The sequence below is a fragment of the Phycisphaerales bacterium genome (assembly GCA_020852515.1).
GTDB lineage: Bacteria > Planctomycetota > Phycisphaerae > Phycisphaerales > UBA5793 > UBA5793.
The window spans coordinates 351,416-367,709 of record JADZAS010000015.1; the positions used below are offsets into that span (position 1 = coordinate 351,416).

At 67.3% G+C, this 16,294-nt stretch carries 15 protein-coding genes; 5 read left to right on the top strand and 10 right to left on the bottom strand.

Features of this window, described 5'->3' with window-relative positions; all coding sequences use genetic code 11:
• The first annotated feature begins 129 nt into the window (after positions 1 to 129).
• A complete protein-coding gene (locus IT430_11330; GenBank protein ID MCC6908526.1) occupies positions 130 to 1,095 on the top strand; it encodes a DnaJ domain-containing protein in 966 nt (321 codons plus the stop codon).
• 64 nt (positions 1,096 to 1,159) lie between these two features.
• Here the strand turns inward: IT430_11330 and IT430_11335 are convergent, their stop codons facing one another.
• From IT430_11335 to IT430_11345, 3 genes are all read right to left on the bottom strand, one after another.
• Positions 1,160 to 1,747, bottom strand: coding sequence for a DUF2238 domain-containing protein (locus IT430_11335; GenBank protein ID MCC6908527.1), 588 nt, complete (start codon positions 1,745 to 1,747; stop codon positions 1,160 to 1,162).
• Positions 1,748 to 2,172: 425 nt separating this feature from the next.
• On the bottom strand, positions 2,173 to 3,633 hold the full coding sequence (gene sthA / locus IT430_11340) for a Si-specific NAD(P)(+) transhydrogenase (GenBank protein ID MCC6908528.1): 1,461 nt from the start codon (positions 3,631 to 3,633) through the stop codon (positions 2,173 to 2,175).
• 14 nt (positions 3,634 to 3,647) lie between these two features.
• On the bottom strand, positions 3,648 to 3,950 hold the full coding sequence (locus IT430_11345) for a hypothetical protein (GenBank protein ID MCC6908529.1): 303 nt from the start codon (positions 3,948 to 3,950) through the stop codon (positions 3,648 to 3,650).
• A gap of 317 nt (positions 3,951 to 4,267) precedes the next feature.
• Here IT430_11345 and pdxH point away from each other — a divergent pair, with 317 nt between their 5' ends.
• Positions 4,268 to 4,888, top strand: a complete 621-nt coding sequence (pdxH, locus tag IT430_11350) for a pyridoxamine 5'-phosphate oxidase (GenBank protein MCC6908530.1) — start codon at positions 4,268 to 4,270, stop codon at positions 4,886 to 4,888.
• A 39-nt stretch (positions 4,889 to 4,927) separates the two neighbouring features.
• Here the strand turns inward: pdxH and IT430_11355 are convergent, their stop codons facing one another.
• Positions 4,928 to 6,256 carry an adenylosuccinate synthase gene (locus IT430_11355; protein MCC6908531.1) on the bottom strand — a complete coding sequence of 443 codons (1,329 nt, stop codon included), beginning with the start codon at positions 6,254 to 6,256 and terminating at the stop codon, positions 4,928 to 4,930.
• 193 nt (positions 6,257 to 6,449) lie between these two features.
• Here IT430_11355 and IT430_11360 point away from each other — a divergent pair, with 193 nt between their 5' ends.
• On the top strand, positions 6,450 to 6,644 hold the full coding sequence (locus IT430_11360) for a hypothetical protein (protein ID MCC6908532.1): 195 nt from the start codon (positions 6,450 to 6,452) through the stop codon (positions 6,642 to 6,644).
• Between the two features lie 81 nt (positions 6,645 to 6,725).
• On the opposite strand, the gene IT430_11365 is transcribed toward IT430_11360, so the two are convergent.
• Complete coding sequence (locus IT430_11365; GenBank protein MCC6908533.1) at positions 6,726 to 7,271, bottom strand: FHA domain-containing protein; 546 nt, start codon at positions 7,269 to 7,271, stop codon at positions 6,726 to 6,728.
• A gap of 70 nt (positions 7,272 to 7,341) precedes the next feature.
• Between IT430_11365 and hemW the strand changes: the two genes are divergently transcribed.
• Together hemW and IT430_11375 are read left to right on the top strand one after the other, a co-directional pair.
• Positions 7,342 to 8,586 carry a radical SAM family heme chaperone HemW gene (gene hemW, locus IT430_11370; protein ID MCC6908534.1) on the top strand — a complete coding sequence of 415 codons (1,245 nt, stop codon included), beginning with the start codon at positions 7,342 to 7,344 and terminating at the stop codon, positions 8,584 to 8,586.
• Positions 8,587 to 8,790: 204 nt separating this feature from the next.
• The gene (locus IT430_11375) at positions 8,791 to 9,300 is read left to right on the top strand and encodes a response regulator (GenBank protein ID MCC6908535.1); all 510 of its coding nucleotides are present in this window, start codon (positions 8,791 to 8,793) and stop codon (positions 9,298 to 9,300) included.
• Positions 9,301 to 9,313: 13 nt separating this feature from the next.
• On the opposite strand, the gene IT430_11380 is transcribed toward IT430_11375, so the two are convergent.
• Genes IT430_11380 through IT430_11400 form a run of 5 tightly spaced genes read right to left on the bottom strand, consistent with a single transcriptional unit; the run spans position 9,314 to position 16,270 of the window.
• Entirely contained in the window at positions 9,314 to 9,709 is a 396-nt protein-coding gene (locus tag IT430_11380) for a hypothetical protein (protein ID MCC6908536.1), read from the bottom strand.
• Between the two features lie 30 nt (positions 9,710 to 9,739).
• The gene (locus IT430_11385) at positions 9,740 to 10,936 is read right to left on the bottom strand and encodes a hypothetical protein (protein MCC6908537.1); all 1,197 of its coding nucleotides are present in this window, start codon (positions 10,934 to 10,936) and stop codon (positions 9,740 to 9,742) included.
• Positions 10,937 to 10,959: 23 nt separating this feature from the next.
• Positions 10,960 to 12,048, bottom strand: a complete 1,089-nt coding sequence (locus tag IT430_11390) for a terpene cyclase/mutase family protein (protein ID MCC6908538.1) — start codon at positions 12,046 to 12,048, stop codon at positions 10,960 to 10,962.
• Positions 12,045 to 12,764, bottom strand: a complete 720-nt coding sequence (locus IT430_11395) for a hypothetical protein (GenBank protein ID MCC6908539.1) — start codon at positions 12,762 to 12,764, stop codon at positions 12,045 to 12,047. The genes IT430_11390 and IT430_11395 overlap by 4 nt, the downstream gene beginning before the upstream one ends.
• Positions 12,761 to 16,270 carry a hypothetical protein gene (locus IT430_11400; GenBank protein ID MCC6908540.1) on the bottom strand — a complete coding sequence of 1,170 codons (3,510 nt, stop codon included), beginning with the start codon at positions 16,268 to 16,270 and terminating at the stop codon, positions 12,761 to 12,763. Before IT430_11400 ends, IT430_11395 begins: the two co-directional genes overlap by 4 nt.
• Positions 16,271 to 16,294: the final 24 nt, after the last annotated feature.

Here is a 16,294-nt window from a genome sequence, read left to right on the forward strand (position 1 = left end):
TACCCATCTTAACAAAAGGTACCTGGTACCTTTTTTCGCTGACTGCCGCGGCGCGGTACGCTGGGCGGGTGCGGGACGGCGAAGCGGGCTGTTGGCCGGTGGGGGCCACCTATCATTGCCCTCTCCACCATGAGCCAGCGCGACTACTACGACGTCCTCGGCGTGTCCCGCGATGCGTCGGCCGATGAGATCAAAAAGGCCCATCGCCGCCTCGTGCGGCAGTGGCACCCCGATCGCAACAAGGCCCCCGACGCGGCGACGAAGTTCGCCGAGATCCAGGAAGCCTACGACAACCTCTCCGACCCCGAAAAACGCAAGAACTACGACCGCTTCGGCCACACGCGCGGACCGGCCGGCTTTGGCGGCGGCGCACCCGGCGGCGGACGCACCTACACCTGGTCGTCATCGGGCCAGCCGGGCGGCTTCAACGTCGAGGACGTGGACTTCGGCGGCGGCGGGGACGTCGGCAGCATCTTTGAGGAACTCTTCGGCCGGGCCCGGCGCGGCGGGGCCGCCGGCGGGCGGCGCGGACGCGGCGCTGCACCTGCCGCGCGCGGCCAGGACATCAGCCACACCATCGACATCACCTTCGACACCGCCATCAGAGGCGGCAAAGAGCCGCTGCGCCTCTCGCGCGGCGACCAGACCGAGACCATCGAAGTCACCATCCCGCCTGGCATCGCCGACGGCGCCAAACTCCGCCTGCGCGGCAAGGGCCAGCCTTCGCCCATGGGCGGCGAAAGCGGCGATCTCATCCTGACCATTCGCGTCGGCAAACACCCGTACTACCGCCGCGAGGGCAACGACATCTATCTCGACCTGCCCATTACGATTGCCGAAGGCGTGGAGGGTGCGACGGTGCAGGTCCCCACGCCACAGGGCCCCGTGTCGCTCAAGGTGCCGCCGGGCGCCAACACGGGTCAGAAGTTGCGCATCACCGGCCGGGGGGTAAAGATGAGCGATGGACGCAGCGGCGACTTCTACGCGGTCATCGCGGTGCAGACACCCAAGGGACTCTCCGCCGACGATCGCGAATTCATCGTAAGCCTCGGCGAGCGCCTGCCAAACCCGCGCCGCGGCCAGCCGTGGGAGTGAGTGGCGAAGAGGGATAAAGCGATCAGCGCAATCGCCGGGCCGCGCCCAGAGCGGCGGTCCCGACTCACGCGCGCCACTCCCGCCAACGGATGTACACCACGCCCAGCACCGCGCCGATCAGATCCGCACACAGATCCAGCGCCGTATTCTCGTAGCCGCCCACGCCCGAATCCGGCACGATCTCCTGCGCGATGAACTCGACGATCTCATTGAGCGCGCCCATGCCCAGGCCGGCCATGATGAGCACAAACCCGACGGCGATCCAATGCTTGCCCGGCTCGTGCAATGCGCGGCGGAGCAGGCAGTGGGCCACGAGCGTGCAGGCGCCAAAGCCCCAGATGTGCACCACCTGGTCGTAGCGGATGATTGGATATGCGTCGGTGAGGCGCACGACCATGATGTCGTAGAGACGCCCGTCGCCGATCGGCACGCCGCCCCCGGCCAGGTGCATGGCTGACCAGACCGTCAGGCCGATGAGCGCATCGAGCGTGTAATCGACGTAGCGCACCGTGGCCCACACCACGCCGAGCAAACCGATGATCACCGCGACGTAAATGATGAACTCGTAGTTGCGGCGACCGATGAACAGCACACCAAAGCCGATGATCAGCACCAGGTTGATGAGCAGGAGGATGAGGTGGGATCGTTTCATGGCGTCATCATCGGCTGACGATCCGATTCTAGGATTGCGCATGAGGCACTCACCGGCGCAAACGTCGCTCGTACGCGTCAGCTCTCGCCCCGAATGGGGCGCAATGACGTAGCCACGGGTGCAGCCGCGTGGCTCTGGACGCGGCTGAACCCGTGGAAAGTGATCGCGAGGGTCCCAAGCCCCGGCAGAGGCGGCAGAGGATCGAATCGTGCTCAATCACGTAGCGGGCGTCGTACTCCACGCCGTGCGCTTCGAGGAATCGGATCAGTTCGGTGTTGCAAGACTGTTGCGCGCCCGTGCGACTCTGTCGCCCCTGCCGGGGCGAAAGTGTTCTCGGAGACTTGTCCACGGGTTGCGCTTCACCGCGCTGCGGCTGCGCTCCACCCGTGGCTAGGCGCTGGCGCCCCTTCGGGGCGATGTAATCATCACGCCACCTTCGCCCGGGCGGCGATCTGGTCGTCGCGGCCTTCGCGCATGGCGATGTGCTGCAGGCCATTGACCGCCGCGAGGCGGAACGTCTCGCTGAGCGTCGGGTAGTTGAACACGTTGTGCACGAAGCGATCGATCGTTCGATCGCTCTCGACCGAGCCGAGCACCATCTGCGCGATGTGAATGAGTTCAGTTGCTTCATCGCCGATGACCTGCGCGCCCAGCAGCCGCCGGCTCGGATATTCGAAGACGAGCTTGACAAAGCCCACGTTGGGCGCGTTGTCGGCCTCGAGAATGCGGCCGCGCGCCGTCAGCGCCAGCGCCGCCTTGCCGACCATCACGTCGTAGCGCGCCTCGCGCGCCTGCTGCTCGGTCAGCCCAACGGTCCCGATGGGCGGAATGGTGTACAGCCCGATGGGAAAGATATCCGAGACCGCCTTCTTGTAATCAAGCCCGAACATGCGACACGCGGCCACGCGCCCCTGCTCCATCGACGTGGACGCCAGCGCCGGAAAACCGATGACATCTCCTGCGGCATACACGCCGGCGCACGTCGTCTGGTACGAATCGTCCACGGTGAGGTAACCGCGGTTGTTGGGGGCAATTCCGATGTTCTCAAGTCCGATGCCTTCCGTGTTGCCGCAGCGGCCGGCCGCGTAGAGCACGTGCGATGAGCGGATCTCGGCGCCGTCGTTGAGCACGACGCACACCTCTTCATCGCCGGCCGGTGAAATGATCCGATCCACCCCCCGCCCCGTTTCGATCGTGATGTTCGAGTCTTCCATCGAGCGCAGCAGCGCGCCTCGAATCTCTTCATCGAGGAAGCCGAGCACGACGTCGCGCGGCTCGACGAGCGTTACCTTCACGCCCATCTCGCCGAACACGCACGCGTATTCACATCCGATGACGCCCCCGCCGATGATCGTGAGCGACTCGGGCAGGCACGGCAATTGGAGCAGCTGATCGGAATCGACGATGCGCGGATGGTCGTAGCCCATCGCCTTGAGATCCGTCGGCCGGCTGCCCGTGGCGATGAGAATGTGCTCGGTCTTCAGTTCGACGGTCGATCCGTCGGCCTGCGTGACGCGCACCGTGTGCGGATCGACGATGCACCCACGGCCGCTGTGCACGTCGATCGTGTGCCGGTCGATGGCGGACTCGACGCGGTCGTGCTCGACCTGCTGCACCGCGAGCGTGCGCGCCATGAACGAGAAGATGGAGACATCGCGATCGACCTGGAGGCGGATGCCCGGAACGGTGCGGCGTCGAAAGGCCGAAAGCAGCAGCGCCGTTTCGCGCAGCGTCTTGGATGGGATGGTGCCGGTGTTGATCATCGCGCCGCCCGGGCGCGGCTCAAACTCCACCACCGCCACGCGGCGCTTAAAGTACGCCGCCTGCGTGGCCGCCTTCTCGCCGGCGGGGCCGCATCCGATGCAGACAAGGTCATAGCGCGTCATGGTGCCGTTATCGGTCAGGTCGCGGCGACGGTTGAGGCCGCATCGATCCCGACGCGCGACTGAATCTCGCCGATCCACCGCGGCGCGACGGCCCGCGCGTCGGCCAGCGCCTGCGCGGGCCACTTCCAGCCCACCCAGATCGCCGCCAGAATGCACAGCGGCGGCTGCCACCACCACGAGTAGATCTCGATGAACAGTTCCGTACTCCACGGACCGATCACCGCGCACGCCAGGTTCGCCGCCACCATCCACCACACCGCCCGCAGGTGCACTTCAAGTCCGAAGGCGATGCGGCCCGGCCCACCCCCGGATTCCACCCTGATCTCGCCGAGCAGGTCGGTCGTGACCGGGCGCGTGGGCAGCGCGATGCGAAAGCGAGAGTCCGACTCCCAGTGAATCTCGGGCAGCCGGCCGCGGCGATTGGCGCCGAGCAGGCGAGTGCGGATTTCCTCCGCATCCAGCGGCGTTTCGATCGCTTCGAGCGAAATGGTCGGTCCGGCGGGGGGCAGCGGCCTCTCCTTCAGATTGATCGGTCACCCCCCGGTCGAGCGAAGGATAGCCAGATGCCTGCGACTGGGACTGCGTCTTCGCGGGTGGCCCATGAGACGCGCCCCAGCCCGGCCTAGCGTTGTTCATGATCGACGAACCCGATCTCGCGTTTGAAATCATTCCGGCCGATCCGTGCGCGCTGCTCGGGCAGTGGCTTGAGCACGCCCGCGAGCAGTCCGCCCAGCCGAACTGGAACGTGATCTACCTCGCCACGGTCGATGGGCATGGGCGGCCGGGCGTGCGGCCGGTGTTGCAGAAGTACTACGACGCCATGACCGGCCGGATCACCTTCTTCACCAATTACCACAGCCGCAAGGCGCGCGACATCGAGGCGTGCCCGAATGTCTCGGCGGCCATGCACTGGGACCACCTCGAGCGCGTCGTGCGCGTGGACGGCGCCGTGGAGAAGGCGTCGGAAGAGGTGTCGAACCGCTACTTTGCCACGCGCAGCCGCGAGAGCCAGCTGGGCGCTTGGGCGAGCGACCAGAGCGCCGATCTGCCCGACTGGGAGACGCTGCTGGAGCGCGTGTTCGAGGCGTCATCGCGCTTCGCCGGCGGGCCGGTGCCGCGCCCGCCGCACTGGGGCGGCTACGTATTGACGCCGCAGTCGATCGAATTCTGGGCCGGCCGAGAGAGCCGCATCCACGAGCGGGTGCTGTACGTCAAAGACGACGGCCGCTGGGTGAGCCGGAGGTTGTACCCGTAAACAACAGGCGGCTGCCACCGAGGGCTCCTCCCGGTCGATTCATTCTCCGCACATCAGCGTCTGGCCGCGTTCGGGGCCGACGCTGACGATGCCCACCGGCACGCCGACGAACTGCTCAATGCGCTGCAGATACTCGCGCGCGTGGCGCGGCAGGTCTTCAAGCCGGCGCACTCCCGAAATGTCCTCGCCGAATCCGCGAACCGTTTCATACACCGGCTGCGCCGCCGCCAGACGATGCGCATCGGGCAGGAACCGGTCCGTCGTCGAGCCATCCGCGAGGCGATACGCGGTGCAGATCTTTAGTTCGTCGAATCCGGCGAGCACGTCAAAAAGCATGACCGCCAGCCGCGTCGTGCCGCACAGCATCGCCGAGTACTTCACGGCGACGAGATCGAGCCACCCGCAGCGGCGCGGCCGGCCGGTCGTCGTGCCGTATTCGCGCCCGCGCTCGCGGATGCGATTGCCGATTTCGTTATTCAGTTCGGTCGGGAACGGCCCGGCGCCGACGCGCGTGCTGTAGGCCTTCATGATGCCGATGACGTCGCGGATGTGCCGCCCCGGCACGCCGGTTCCCGCGGGAATGCCCAGCGCCGAGCAGTTGCTGCTGGTCACATACGGGAATGTGCCGTGATCGACATCCAGCAGGCACGCGTTGGCCCCTTCGAAGAGCAAACGCTTGCCGGCGCTCATCGCGTCGTGCAGCAGGTAGGTCGTGTCGCAGATGTGGGGCCCGAGTTCGCGGCCCAGCGCCGCATATTCCTCGATCAGCGCCGCCACGTCGAAGGGCTGGTGATCGGGATCGAACGCGAGCAGCTGCGCGTTCTTCACGTGCGTGACGATCTCGATCCGCTCGCTGAGATGCTCGCGGTCGAGCAGATCGCCCATGCGGATCGCCGTGGCGCGGGTGATCTTATCGGCGTAGGCCGGGCCGATGCCGCGCCGCGTCGTGCCGATCGACTGGTCCACCTTGCCGCCGTTGCTGTCGCTGGCCGAGAGCAGATTCTCGAGGGCCGCGTCGAGCGTCTTGTGCCAGGGCATGACGACGTGGGCACGGTCGGAGATGCGCAAACGCTCGGGCGAAACTTCAATGCCCCGGCTGATGAGCGCATCGCGCTCCTTGACGACCTGGTGCGGATCGACGACCACGCCATTGCCCACGACGCAGATCTTGCCGGGGTAGATAATGCCCGACGGGATCAGGTGCAGCGCGTAGCGCTCGGCGCCGACGACGACGGTGTGGCCGGCGTTCGCCCCGCCGTTATATCGGACGGTGAGATCGTGGTCGCGGGCGAGGATGTCAACGATCTTGCCCTTGCCCTCGTCGCCCCACTGAAGGCCGACGACCGCGGTATGCCTTGTTTCTGACAACTGACTGCCCCATCTGGGTCACTGGCCGCCTGCCGGCTTTGGCCCGGTGCGAAATCCGGTCGAAGGTAAGGCCGGGCCGCAGGCCCGGTCAAGCGAGAGCGACGCTTCTGCGCCGCCGGCGGCTGAATTGATCGGGCAAAACGGCCGATGATGGCTCTGCCGGCGCGTGCGGCGCGATGAACTGGAGAATGCCGTGGCCGATCATCTCATTCGCATCATGTGCCCGAATCTCGCCTGCCGACGCATCCTCGCCGTGCCCATCACGGCGCGCGGCAAGGTCGTCAAGTGCAGCGGCTGCGGCAAGAACGTCCGCGTTCCCCAGACCACCGCGCACGCCACGCCCGCTCCGGCTGACCCCACCAAGAACTCGCAGGACGCCGCCGCCTGAGATCCGCAGGGCCGCCCGCCAGCCACAAAAAAGCCCGCGCGTTCAGCGCGGGCTCGTTGGTTCACATTCTGACCGGCCGCGCTACTTCTCGTCCTCTTCGATGTCCAGCGCAAAGAAGCTGTCGCTCTCATCGGGCATGTCGATGTCGGAGGGCGCGCCGGGTGTCTCTTCGTTCAAATCGATCGAATCAGCCTCCGCAGACTTCGCAGACTTCGCGGCCGGCTTGGGCTGGCGCGGCGCGTTCACTGGCCCGGTCTTGGGCGACTCCGCCGAGGCGTCCTCCTCTTCGGGCTTGAGGATTGCCAGCGGCTTGAGCTTCTCGGGCTGGCCGTTGATTACCACCTGCAGCGGCACGGGGCCGATGAGAATCACGTCGCCGGGGCACAGGCCCATCGTCGTAACCTGCTCAGCGTTGACAAACGTGCCATTGCTCGAGCCAAGGTCTTCGACCACGAACTCCTCATCTTCATCGTCGTAGTAAACGGCCGCGTGCTCGCGCGAGACGCTCGTAAGCGGGATGCGCAGATCGCAGGTGTCTTTTCGGCCGATGACGTAGCGCCGGCCGGTCTTGATCTCGAAGTCCCGCCGATGACCGTCGGGTGTGAACATGACGAGTGAAGCACGCATGGCTAGCCTCTGTCGAAGAAGATCGCAAACGCGGCGGTCAACCGCAATCGAGTGAGCGCAGGGAATCCACTTGAGCCGGACACTCCACCCTACCATACTCGGCGCCGAACGGCAAGAAATCTACGGGCAAAGTGCCGAGCTGGTTCCACTTCTGACCGGGCTCATCCCACCGGCCCGGCCCCGTTCACTCTACGTACACACCCCGTTCTGCTTCCACAAGTGCCACTACTGCGACTTCTACAGTATCGTGGACACGCGCGATCGGCAGGAGGAGTTCGTCCGCCGCCTCTCAGGTGAATTATTGAGCCTCCAGACCCTCGTGTCGCATCCCATGGACACGATTTTCGTCGGCGGCGGGACGCCGACCCTGCTCGAACCGGCTCTCTGGGAGCGGCTTTTGGATACCCTCGCTGCCTTCGCCCTCCCCGACCGCCAGACCGAATTCACCGTCGAAGCCAATCCGGAAACCGTCACGCCGGAATTGCTCGAAATCCTTGCCGCCGGCGGGGTGAATCGGCTGAGTATCGGAGCCCAGTCGTTCCAGCCGCGGCATCTCACTGCGCTCGAGCGGTGGCACGATCCGGCCAACGTCGGCCGGACTTTCGACCTCGCACGGGCCGCCGGGCTGACCAACCTCAGCCTCGATCTCATCTTCGCCATCCCCGGCCAGAGCCTGGAAGACTGGCTCACCGACCTCGATGCCGCGCTCGACCTGGCGCCGGCACACATCAGTTGCTACGCGCTCACCTACGAGCCCAACACCCCGCTCGCGGCCCGGCTCGCGGCGGGACAGGTGGAGCGGATCGATGAAGACCTCGAAGCGGAGATGTTTCTCGCGACGCGGCAGCGCCTCAGCGCCGCTGGTTATCAGGCCTATGAGATCAGCAACTTCGCCGGCGGCGGATTCGAGTGCCGCCACAACCTCGCCTACTGGCGCAACGAAGACTGGCTCACCGCCGGGCCCAGCGCCTCGGGCCACGTCGCCGGCTGGCGCTGGAAGAACGCACCTCACCTGGGCCGCTACCTCGCCTCGACGGGCCTGGCGCCGCTGAGCGAGTGCGCCCAGCCGCAGGAAGCGACGCGACTGGCCGAGCGCCTCATGATGAGCCTGCGCCTGGCCGAAGGCGTCGGCGCTGGCGAAATGCTGCAGCATGCCGATCGGCTCGGAAGGACGGATCACCTCCGCCGGGCCGTTGAGCTGCAACTGCAGTCAGGAGCGATCATCGAGCGCTCCGGGCGCTGGTCAATCAGCGAAGAGTCCCTGCTGTTGGCGGATTCGATCATCGGCGCATTGATGCGCGCCGTCGATCCGTGAACGGCGCGCGAGCGGGCGCCACACCTCGCCGCTCTGGGCGATGTGTGCGGTATGCTCCGACGGACGAATCTTCCTCCACCAACGCGCGTGCCCGTGCGCCTGGCCCGAGAGTTGGGCCAAACCCGACGCCCGAGGCATCGACACGGCCCCGGCCCGGCCTTAAGATCAGGCGGCGGCATGACCGCTTCCGGAATGGAGTTGAGCATGGCAGCCGAGGCGGCGAAACCTACCGACACGTTGAGCGATCGCCAGTGCGCGGGCTGCCGCCTGCTCATCGTCGATGACAATCCGCAGAACGTCGAACTGCTCGAGGCCTATCTCGCGTCGCTCAAGTGCCGCGTGAGCAGCGCCGCCGACGGCATCGAGGCCCTCGCCGCGGTGCAGCGGGAGCAGCCCGATCTCATCCTGCTCGACGTGATGATGCCGCGCATGTCCGGCTTTGAAGTCTGCCAGCGGCTCAAATCCGACCCGGCCACGCGCGACATTCCGATCCTCATGGTCACGGCGCTCAACGAAGTGGGCGACGTCGAGCGCGGCGCCGAGGCCGGCACCGACGATTTCCTCTCCAAGCCTTTCAACAAGGTGGAACTGCTCACGCGCGTGCGATCGCTGCTGCGGCTGCGCCTGCTCAAGCGCGAACTCGACCAGCAGATGGGCCGCAGCGATGTCGATCGGCAATCGGATCTTGATCAGCAGACGAGCCCGGGCTTCTGAATCGCAATTGGGTTCAGCGGTCTCGGCGGCGGCGCTTTGGCGCGGGCTGATCCGGCCGCGCTTCGGCGGGCAGCGGTTGCTGGTGCGCCCGCGCGGCGGGGCGGGCGTCGTGCGCGAGGGCGTTGAGGCGCATGACAATGCGGCGGAAGTTCTGCTCGAATCGGACCTGGTCCATGGCCGCTCCCCTGCTCGGCGAATTCTCCGGCAGAGAGGGAGCAAGCAGCGCGCCGCAGGCGAGGCAATCGCCCGCGCCGATAAGACCCGCCGCGGCGCTGCGAAAGCGGGTGACCAGCCGCTCGAAGCGGACGTCGTCTGAGCTGTGACGATCGCGAAGGCGCCGGATGTTGCCGGCCGGCCGCAGCCGCGCTGCCGCGCGGACAACCGGGCAGGGAAGCCGCCGCTTACCCATATTAACAAACGGTACCAGGTACCTTTTTTGTCAGTTGAAGAGCAGCATGGGGCGCTGGAGGAGGATGACATCCTGGATCGGGCCGCGCCGGCCCTCGTCTATGCGGATGGTCAGCGTCGAAGCGCCGCTCAGCGCTACGTCGATCTCGCGCCGCGAGCGGCCGGCCCCGTCCATCTCCGCCTCGAACTCGACCCGGCCGTCCACGAGGACCACGAGTTCCAGATCGGCCCAGTCGGACGCAAAGCGCGGCACGATCGCAGTCGTCACGAATCGCGCCGCGCCCGGCGGCAGTTCATATTCCGCCACGACTGGGCCGCGCATCTGCACGTCCGACAGCCCCACCGCCCGGCCCGGATCGACCACCCTGGGCGCTTCGACCACACTGAGCCACGCCGAGTCATGGCTGACGGCCGGACGCAGGTCGGCCAGCGGCATGACGCGCTGGGCCGCAAAGTTGACGCCGCGCAGCATGTCCGGCTCCACGCTGCACTGGCGCGACTCGACGGCCGTCGTAAACTGAAACGACGCCGGCGACCAGCGGCACTGCGTGATGCTCAGTACGCTCCCATCCGCCAGCCAGATCATCGTGCCACTGGCGCGCTCCGCCGGATTCACCAGCGCCAGCGACGCGACCTGAGCCAGAGGCAGGCGCGTCACCTCGCTCGATCCCGTTACTTCGAACTCGACCTGCTCATCGATCGCGACCAGAAGACCCGAGAGAACGTCGCCGTTGGCGAGCACGAGGCGATCTTCCGCGGCGTTGGGTTCAAGTCTGGGCAGCGGCGCCTCGGCCTGCAAGCGGGCCCGCAGCACGTTGTCCAGCGGCGCCGACAGCACGCCGACGCGATCGATCTTCCAGTCAAGATGGTCCGGCAGCGACTCAGGCGCCGGCGCGCCGACCCATCGCTGCCCGTCGGCCAGCTCGAGGACGCGATCCTCCGCGGCAAAACGCCCCGGATCGGCTGCATCAGTCTTCATCAGCACGAGCAGATCGCTCGTGGGCCGGCGGTCGATGAGCCCGGCGCGCAGGCACTCCACCCAACCGTCCTCGATGCCGACGAGGTCAACGACATCCGCCCGCAGATCGCGGTCGATGAGCAGGAATGGCGCACCCGACTGGGCCTGCGCCGCCGAGCTGGGCAGCGAGCATGCGGCCGCAGCAGCGAATGCGAGCCGCGCCGCGCGCCGCCTGATCCCGCCGCTCGTTGTGTGGCCTGGTTGCTTCATGGCTGACCGTGTGTCCGCGCTGTTCACTTCTGGAAGATCGGCAGATAGCGCTTGGGCATCTGCAGAACGATGAGCGCCATGGCAGTGGCGTAGGGACCACCGGCGTTGGGATCGCTCCACGAGCCGCTGGCGGGGTCCTGTCGCGCGATGACTTCATCGCGCGCTTCAGGCCACCACCTCGCCCAGTGCTCTCCGCCGGCGAGGTACATCGCCTGCGCCGTGTAGTAGATGCCGTAGAAGTAGTGCGCCTGCTGGCGCGCGCGGCCGGGCGGCGCGTTGTCGTGCAGGTACTGCAGCGCTTTTTCGAGCGCCTCGTCTTCGTAGATGCCCGCGTAATTCAGGCTCGCGATGCCCGCAGCCGAGCGCGGCCAGGCCGAAGCGCCCGGCACGGACATGTACCGGAAACCGCCATCGGGATTCTGGCACAGCCGCACGTACTCCACGGCGCGGTCGATCGTCTCCTTGGGCACCTTGATGCCGGCGTTGCGCGCCGAGCGCAGCGCCATGATCTGGCAGATGGTCACCGAGACGTCGGCGTCTTCGGGCAGTGGGTTGTAGCGCCAGCCGCCTTCGGGGTTCTGGCAGTTGACGATGAGGCGCACGGCCTTGACGAGCGACTCGCGCAGGCGGGCATCATCTTCGACGGCGCCCATGCCGTAGATCTCACCGAGAAACAGAGTGGCAAACCCGTGGCCGTACATCGGCCCGTGCGATTCGCCGCCGACGATCAGGCCGGTCTCGGTGCAGTTGTCCAGGACGTAGTCGAGCGCCTTTTGCACCTGGGGGCCGTACTTGCCGCGGCCGGGCAGATGGCCGTCGGACATGAACGCCAGGCCGCACAGCCCGGTGACGCCGACGTTTTTGCTGAAGCGGTTGTCGGGGCCGAACGAACCGTCGGAGTTCTGCTGCGAGGCCAGGAACTCCAGGCCGAGGCGCACCGATTCGTACAGGCGTTCGTTCATCTCCGGCTCGGTCCGGATCGGCGCGTTGGCGGCGCCGCCATCGACGGGCGGAGCCGATTGATCCACGCGCACGCCCGCGCCGGCGAGCAGCGCGGCCGAAGCGAATGCCGCCGCGGGAGCCATGAGACGATTCAGGGCTGCGCGCCTCATGGCTGCGACTCCTCGGCGAGGCGCTGGTAGTAGATCTCGGTCAGGCGCTGGTACAGCCGCGCCGCGGCGTCGCCGCGCCCCTGGCGCAGCAGGTCGCGCACGCGCGGCGGGAGGTTGCCCCACTCGCTGCGCGTCTCGTCGATGGCGCCGTCGAGGTTCCGCTGCTGCAGCGCCATGTTGTGGTCGCCAACCTGGCTCGTGTTCGTCTGACCCGATGGGTTGGTCGGCTGGCCTTCCTGCTGCTGGGGCGCCTGCTGCTGCTGGCTCTGCTGGTTCTGCGGCTGACTTTGCTGCTGGCTCTGCTGCTGGGCCTGGGCGATGAGCGTGTCCAGTTTGAGCATCGCCTGCTCCTGGTAGCGCTGCGTGGCCAGGCCCGCGCTGCGCTCATCGAGCAGCAGGCTCGCCGACTTGCCCATGCTGTCCACCGCCTCGAGGAACATGGCCGCAATGTCCGCGCCCGCGGCCGGCTGCTCCTCACCGGTCAACTTTTCGATGATTTCGGACGGCTCCTGCTCATCGGCCGGTTTGTCCTTCTTCAGGCCGAGCAATTCATCGAGCGACGGCGGCGGGGATGTCTCCGGCTGCTTTGAAGGCGGCGGCGGCGCGGGCGTCTCGGCCGGCGGCTGCGGATCCTGCGCGGCGGCGATCATCAGTGCGGCGACACCGATCGCCCCCGTCGCCAGGCTACGCGCAAAGATGCTGGCGTTCGATCTCATGGCTGTGGCTCCTCGGGTTCGCCGGGCCGCTCGGGGGCGCCGGAGTCGGGCATGCCGCTGCCCTGCTGCATCATTTCAATCAGCCGCTGGGCAAGATCCGTAAGTTCCTGCTGGGCGGCGCCGAGCTCATCCAGGCGCGTCGAGCGGGCCGCGTCGTCGAGAGACGCCCCTGATTCGTCGAGCAGGCGCGTGGAGCGGTAGACCGACTCCTGCAGGCCGCGCAGCAGTTTCAGTTGCGCGATGGGCGGCACGAGTTGCTGCTGACCTCCACCTCCGCCCCCGCCGCCCTGCTGCGAGTCGCCCGGCTCTTCGAACTCGCGATTCGACTCCGAATCCTGCAGCGCCGTCGCCAGCGCGAGGAGGCGGTCGGCGATGTCCTGCTCGCGCATCAGCGCCGCGGGGCCCACCCTGGCGTTGCGCAGATCCTCCACCACCTGCCCCGCCAGCGCGTGGATCTGCGAATGGCTTGCTTCAAAGACGAACGACTCGGCGAGTTCCTGCGTCTGGTCGAACAGATCGCGCGCCTCGGTGCGGATCTGCGCCTGCTCGTTGCCCAGTTGCCGCGCCTGCACGCGCTGGCGGCGGTCGAGTTCAGCGCCCGCGAGGTTCTGCGTCTCGGCTTTGAGCCCGACCTGCCGCTCGTGCAGATCGAGATAGGCGCGGATGAGTTCCTGCTTGCGGCGCTGCTGCTCCTGCTGCTGGAGCTTTTCCTGCATCTCGGCCGCGAGGTCTCGCGCCTCTTTGAGCCTGGCGAGGCTTTCTTCTTCGCTCTGGCGGGCGCTGGTGGCATCAATGGAGGCCGCGCGCAGCGCCGTGATCGCCGATTCTTGCGAACCTGCCGCCGCTTCGATGAGCCGCGCGATCTCCGCCAGGTCTCGCCCGCCCTCCACCGCCAGATCAAGCACGGCGTAGGTGTTGCGGCTCAACTGGAGCATGGCGTTGTCCAGCCCGCTGTACTGACCCTCGGCTGCGAGCAGCGCGCCCAGTTGCGTCTCCTGCGCGGCGATGAGCGCATCGAGCGACTGGAGCAGGCTCTCGATCTGGCGCGCCAGCCGCTGGGCCCGGGCCCGTTCGGTCTTCTCGAGCTGATCGAGCATGTTCTGCAGCGCCTGCATGGCCTGCTGCTGCTGCTCGGAAGCGCGCTGGCCCTGGTTCTGCTGCAACTGCTGGGCCGCTTCATCCATCTTTTGTTCGAGTTGCTGCTGCTGCGCCTGCCGCGCCGCCTCATCCATCGATTGCGACAGATCGGGATCGCTCTCGCGGATCTGATCGGCACGATTGCGCAGGTCATCGACGAGATCCTGGGCCCGCCGCGCCAGTTCTTCCTGCTGGCGGGTGAGTTCGTTGAGCGATCGGCGCTCTTCATCGGTGAGTTGCGACGGGTCCTGCCCGCGCGTGCGGTCGGTCGTCTGCCGCGCCTCCTGCTCGAGCGCCCGCTGGTCGTTGAGCAACTGCTCGACCTGCCGCCGCATGACCCATGAATCCTGACCGCGATCGAGCATCTCGATGAGCGCCGCGAGTTCATCGGACACGCGCTGCTGCGCGGCGCGGCGCTGCTCGCTCTGCTCCCGTGCCTGCTGTTCGTTCTCGGGCGGGTTCTGCTGCGCCTCGGCGAGCGCTTCAGACGCGGCGTTGGACGCCTGGCCCGCCTGTTCGAGCACCTCGGCCGCCTCGGCGAGCAGCTCTTCGATGCCGCGATCGCCCAGTCGATTGTCGCGCACGCGGTCGCTGATCTGGCTCAGCGCTTCGCGCTGTCGCTCGATCTGCTGGCCGACGCGCGACTGGTCGCGCAGATCGCCCGGGCGGCTCTGGCCGTTGTCCAGCCGGTCGCGCAGGTCGCCCTGCTCCTGCTCGATGCGGATCGCGCTGTCGCGCACGGCCGACAGGTTCTGGTAGACCTGCTCGACAAACTCCGCCTCGCTGATGATGCGCAGCCTGCGCGGCGAAGACTGCACGGCCTCGTGCGTCGCGCCCTCGAACGCGTACGTATCGCTCGCCGCCGCCACGAGCGTCACCGTGTCGCCGGGCTCGACCTCGAGCATCGAACAATCGAGCATCTCGTCGAGTTGGACCTGCGTCCCCTGCCCGCGCTGCGACATGATGTCGCGCGGCTCCTGGTCATTCACCGCCGCGTGCAGCGCCAGCGTCTCGACGAGCACGTCGTCGCGCGCCTCGGCCTTGAGCGGCACATACGCCTGCGGCAGACACGTACGATCCGTGGCGGGATCGATGATCGTCGCCGTGGGCGGCGCATCGGGATGCGCTTCGATGCGGTACGACACGTCATCCGGGCCGGTCAGGCCGTATTCATCCACGGGAATCGGCTGCAATCGCGTCGTGGCGCCAAGCGTCCAGGTGATGGTCCACTCGGCGGCCCGCCCTTCGTCATCCACGGCTGCGAGCAGTTTGGCGTCGTCGCCGACGTAGCGTTCCTCTGACTCGTCCACGCGCCAGTTGAGCAGCGACTTCCACGCGTCACTGCTTACATCCGTCGGCACCGGCTTGTTGAACATCAGCGCCAGCGATGCTTGCGAGCCGGCCAGCGCCGGCGGACTGAGCGCGGCCCTCTCATCCGTGCCCGGACCGAGATCGACCGTCGCCTGGTCGATCACGCTCGCGGCGTAGGCCGGGGGCGTGATGAGCAGTTCGGCACGCTCGATGCGCGGCGCCGGCACGAGGCGAATCGACTCGACGGGCGTCTCGTCATCCTGGGTTGAGAATCGAATCTCGATCGAATCGGCACTGGGCTCGATGAGGCGCTCGAAGAGATCATCCTGCTGGCGCGTGAGGACCACCTGCTCCCACGCGCCCGCCTCGCCTTCGCGCACGAGGCGGTAGTGCGCCATGACGCGCATCTCCTCGCTCAGGCCGCGCGTGACGCGGGCCCGCAGCGGCAGCGCCTTGCCCAGAGGATGCACGTCGCCGGCCATGGCGGACTCGACGCCGGTGCGCTTGAGCCAGCGCGCATCGCCCAGCGGGTTGAACCAGCGCTGGGCGGCGATCGACGCCGAGCCCGGCATCGTGATGCACAGTACCGCCACGAGCCCGGCGGCAAGCACGAACACGCTCAGATCGCTCAACGTCCGCTTCGGCGCCACGAGCGAGCGCAGATTCTCCCGCCCGACGCGCTGCTGGGCCTCGGAAACGGCCTGGGCGGCCAGCGGCGACTGCTCCGCCTCATGGCCGAGGATGAAATCGACGCCCGACGCCAGGTGGCCGCGCAACGCCGGAATCGACCGCTCAAAGCGAAGGGCCATGTCAGTCAGACTCGGGCGGAACCGGACCGCCGGAGCGATGTAGCGCCACAGGGCGGCGAGAATGGCGATGGCCGCCACGATATCCAGGCCGAGCCGCGCCGGGCCGGGGAGGCGGAAGAAGTAATCGAACACGACCAGCGTCAGGGCGATGCCGATGACCCACGCCGCCAGCACCGCCGCCCGCTGGGCCAGCAGCATGAGCCGCGCGCGGCGGCGGATGGACTCGATTTCCCTGAGCACTTCGTGCATGAATGGCGACTCCCGCAACCCGCT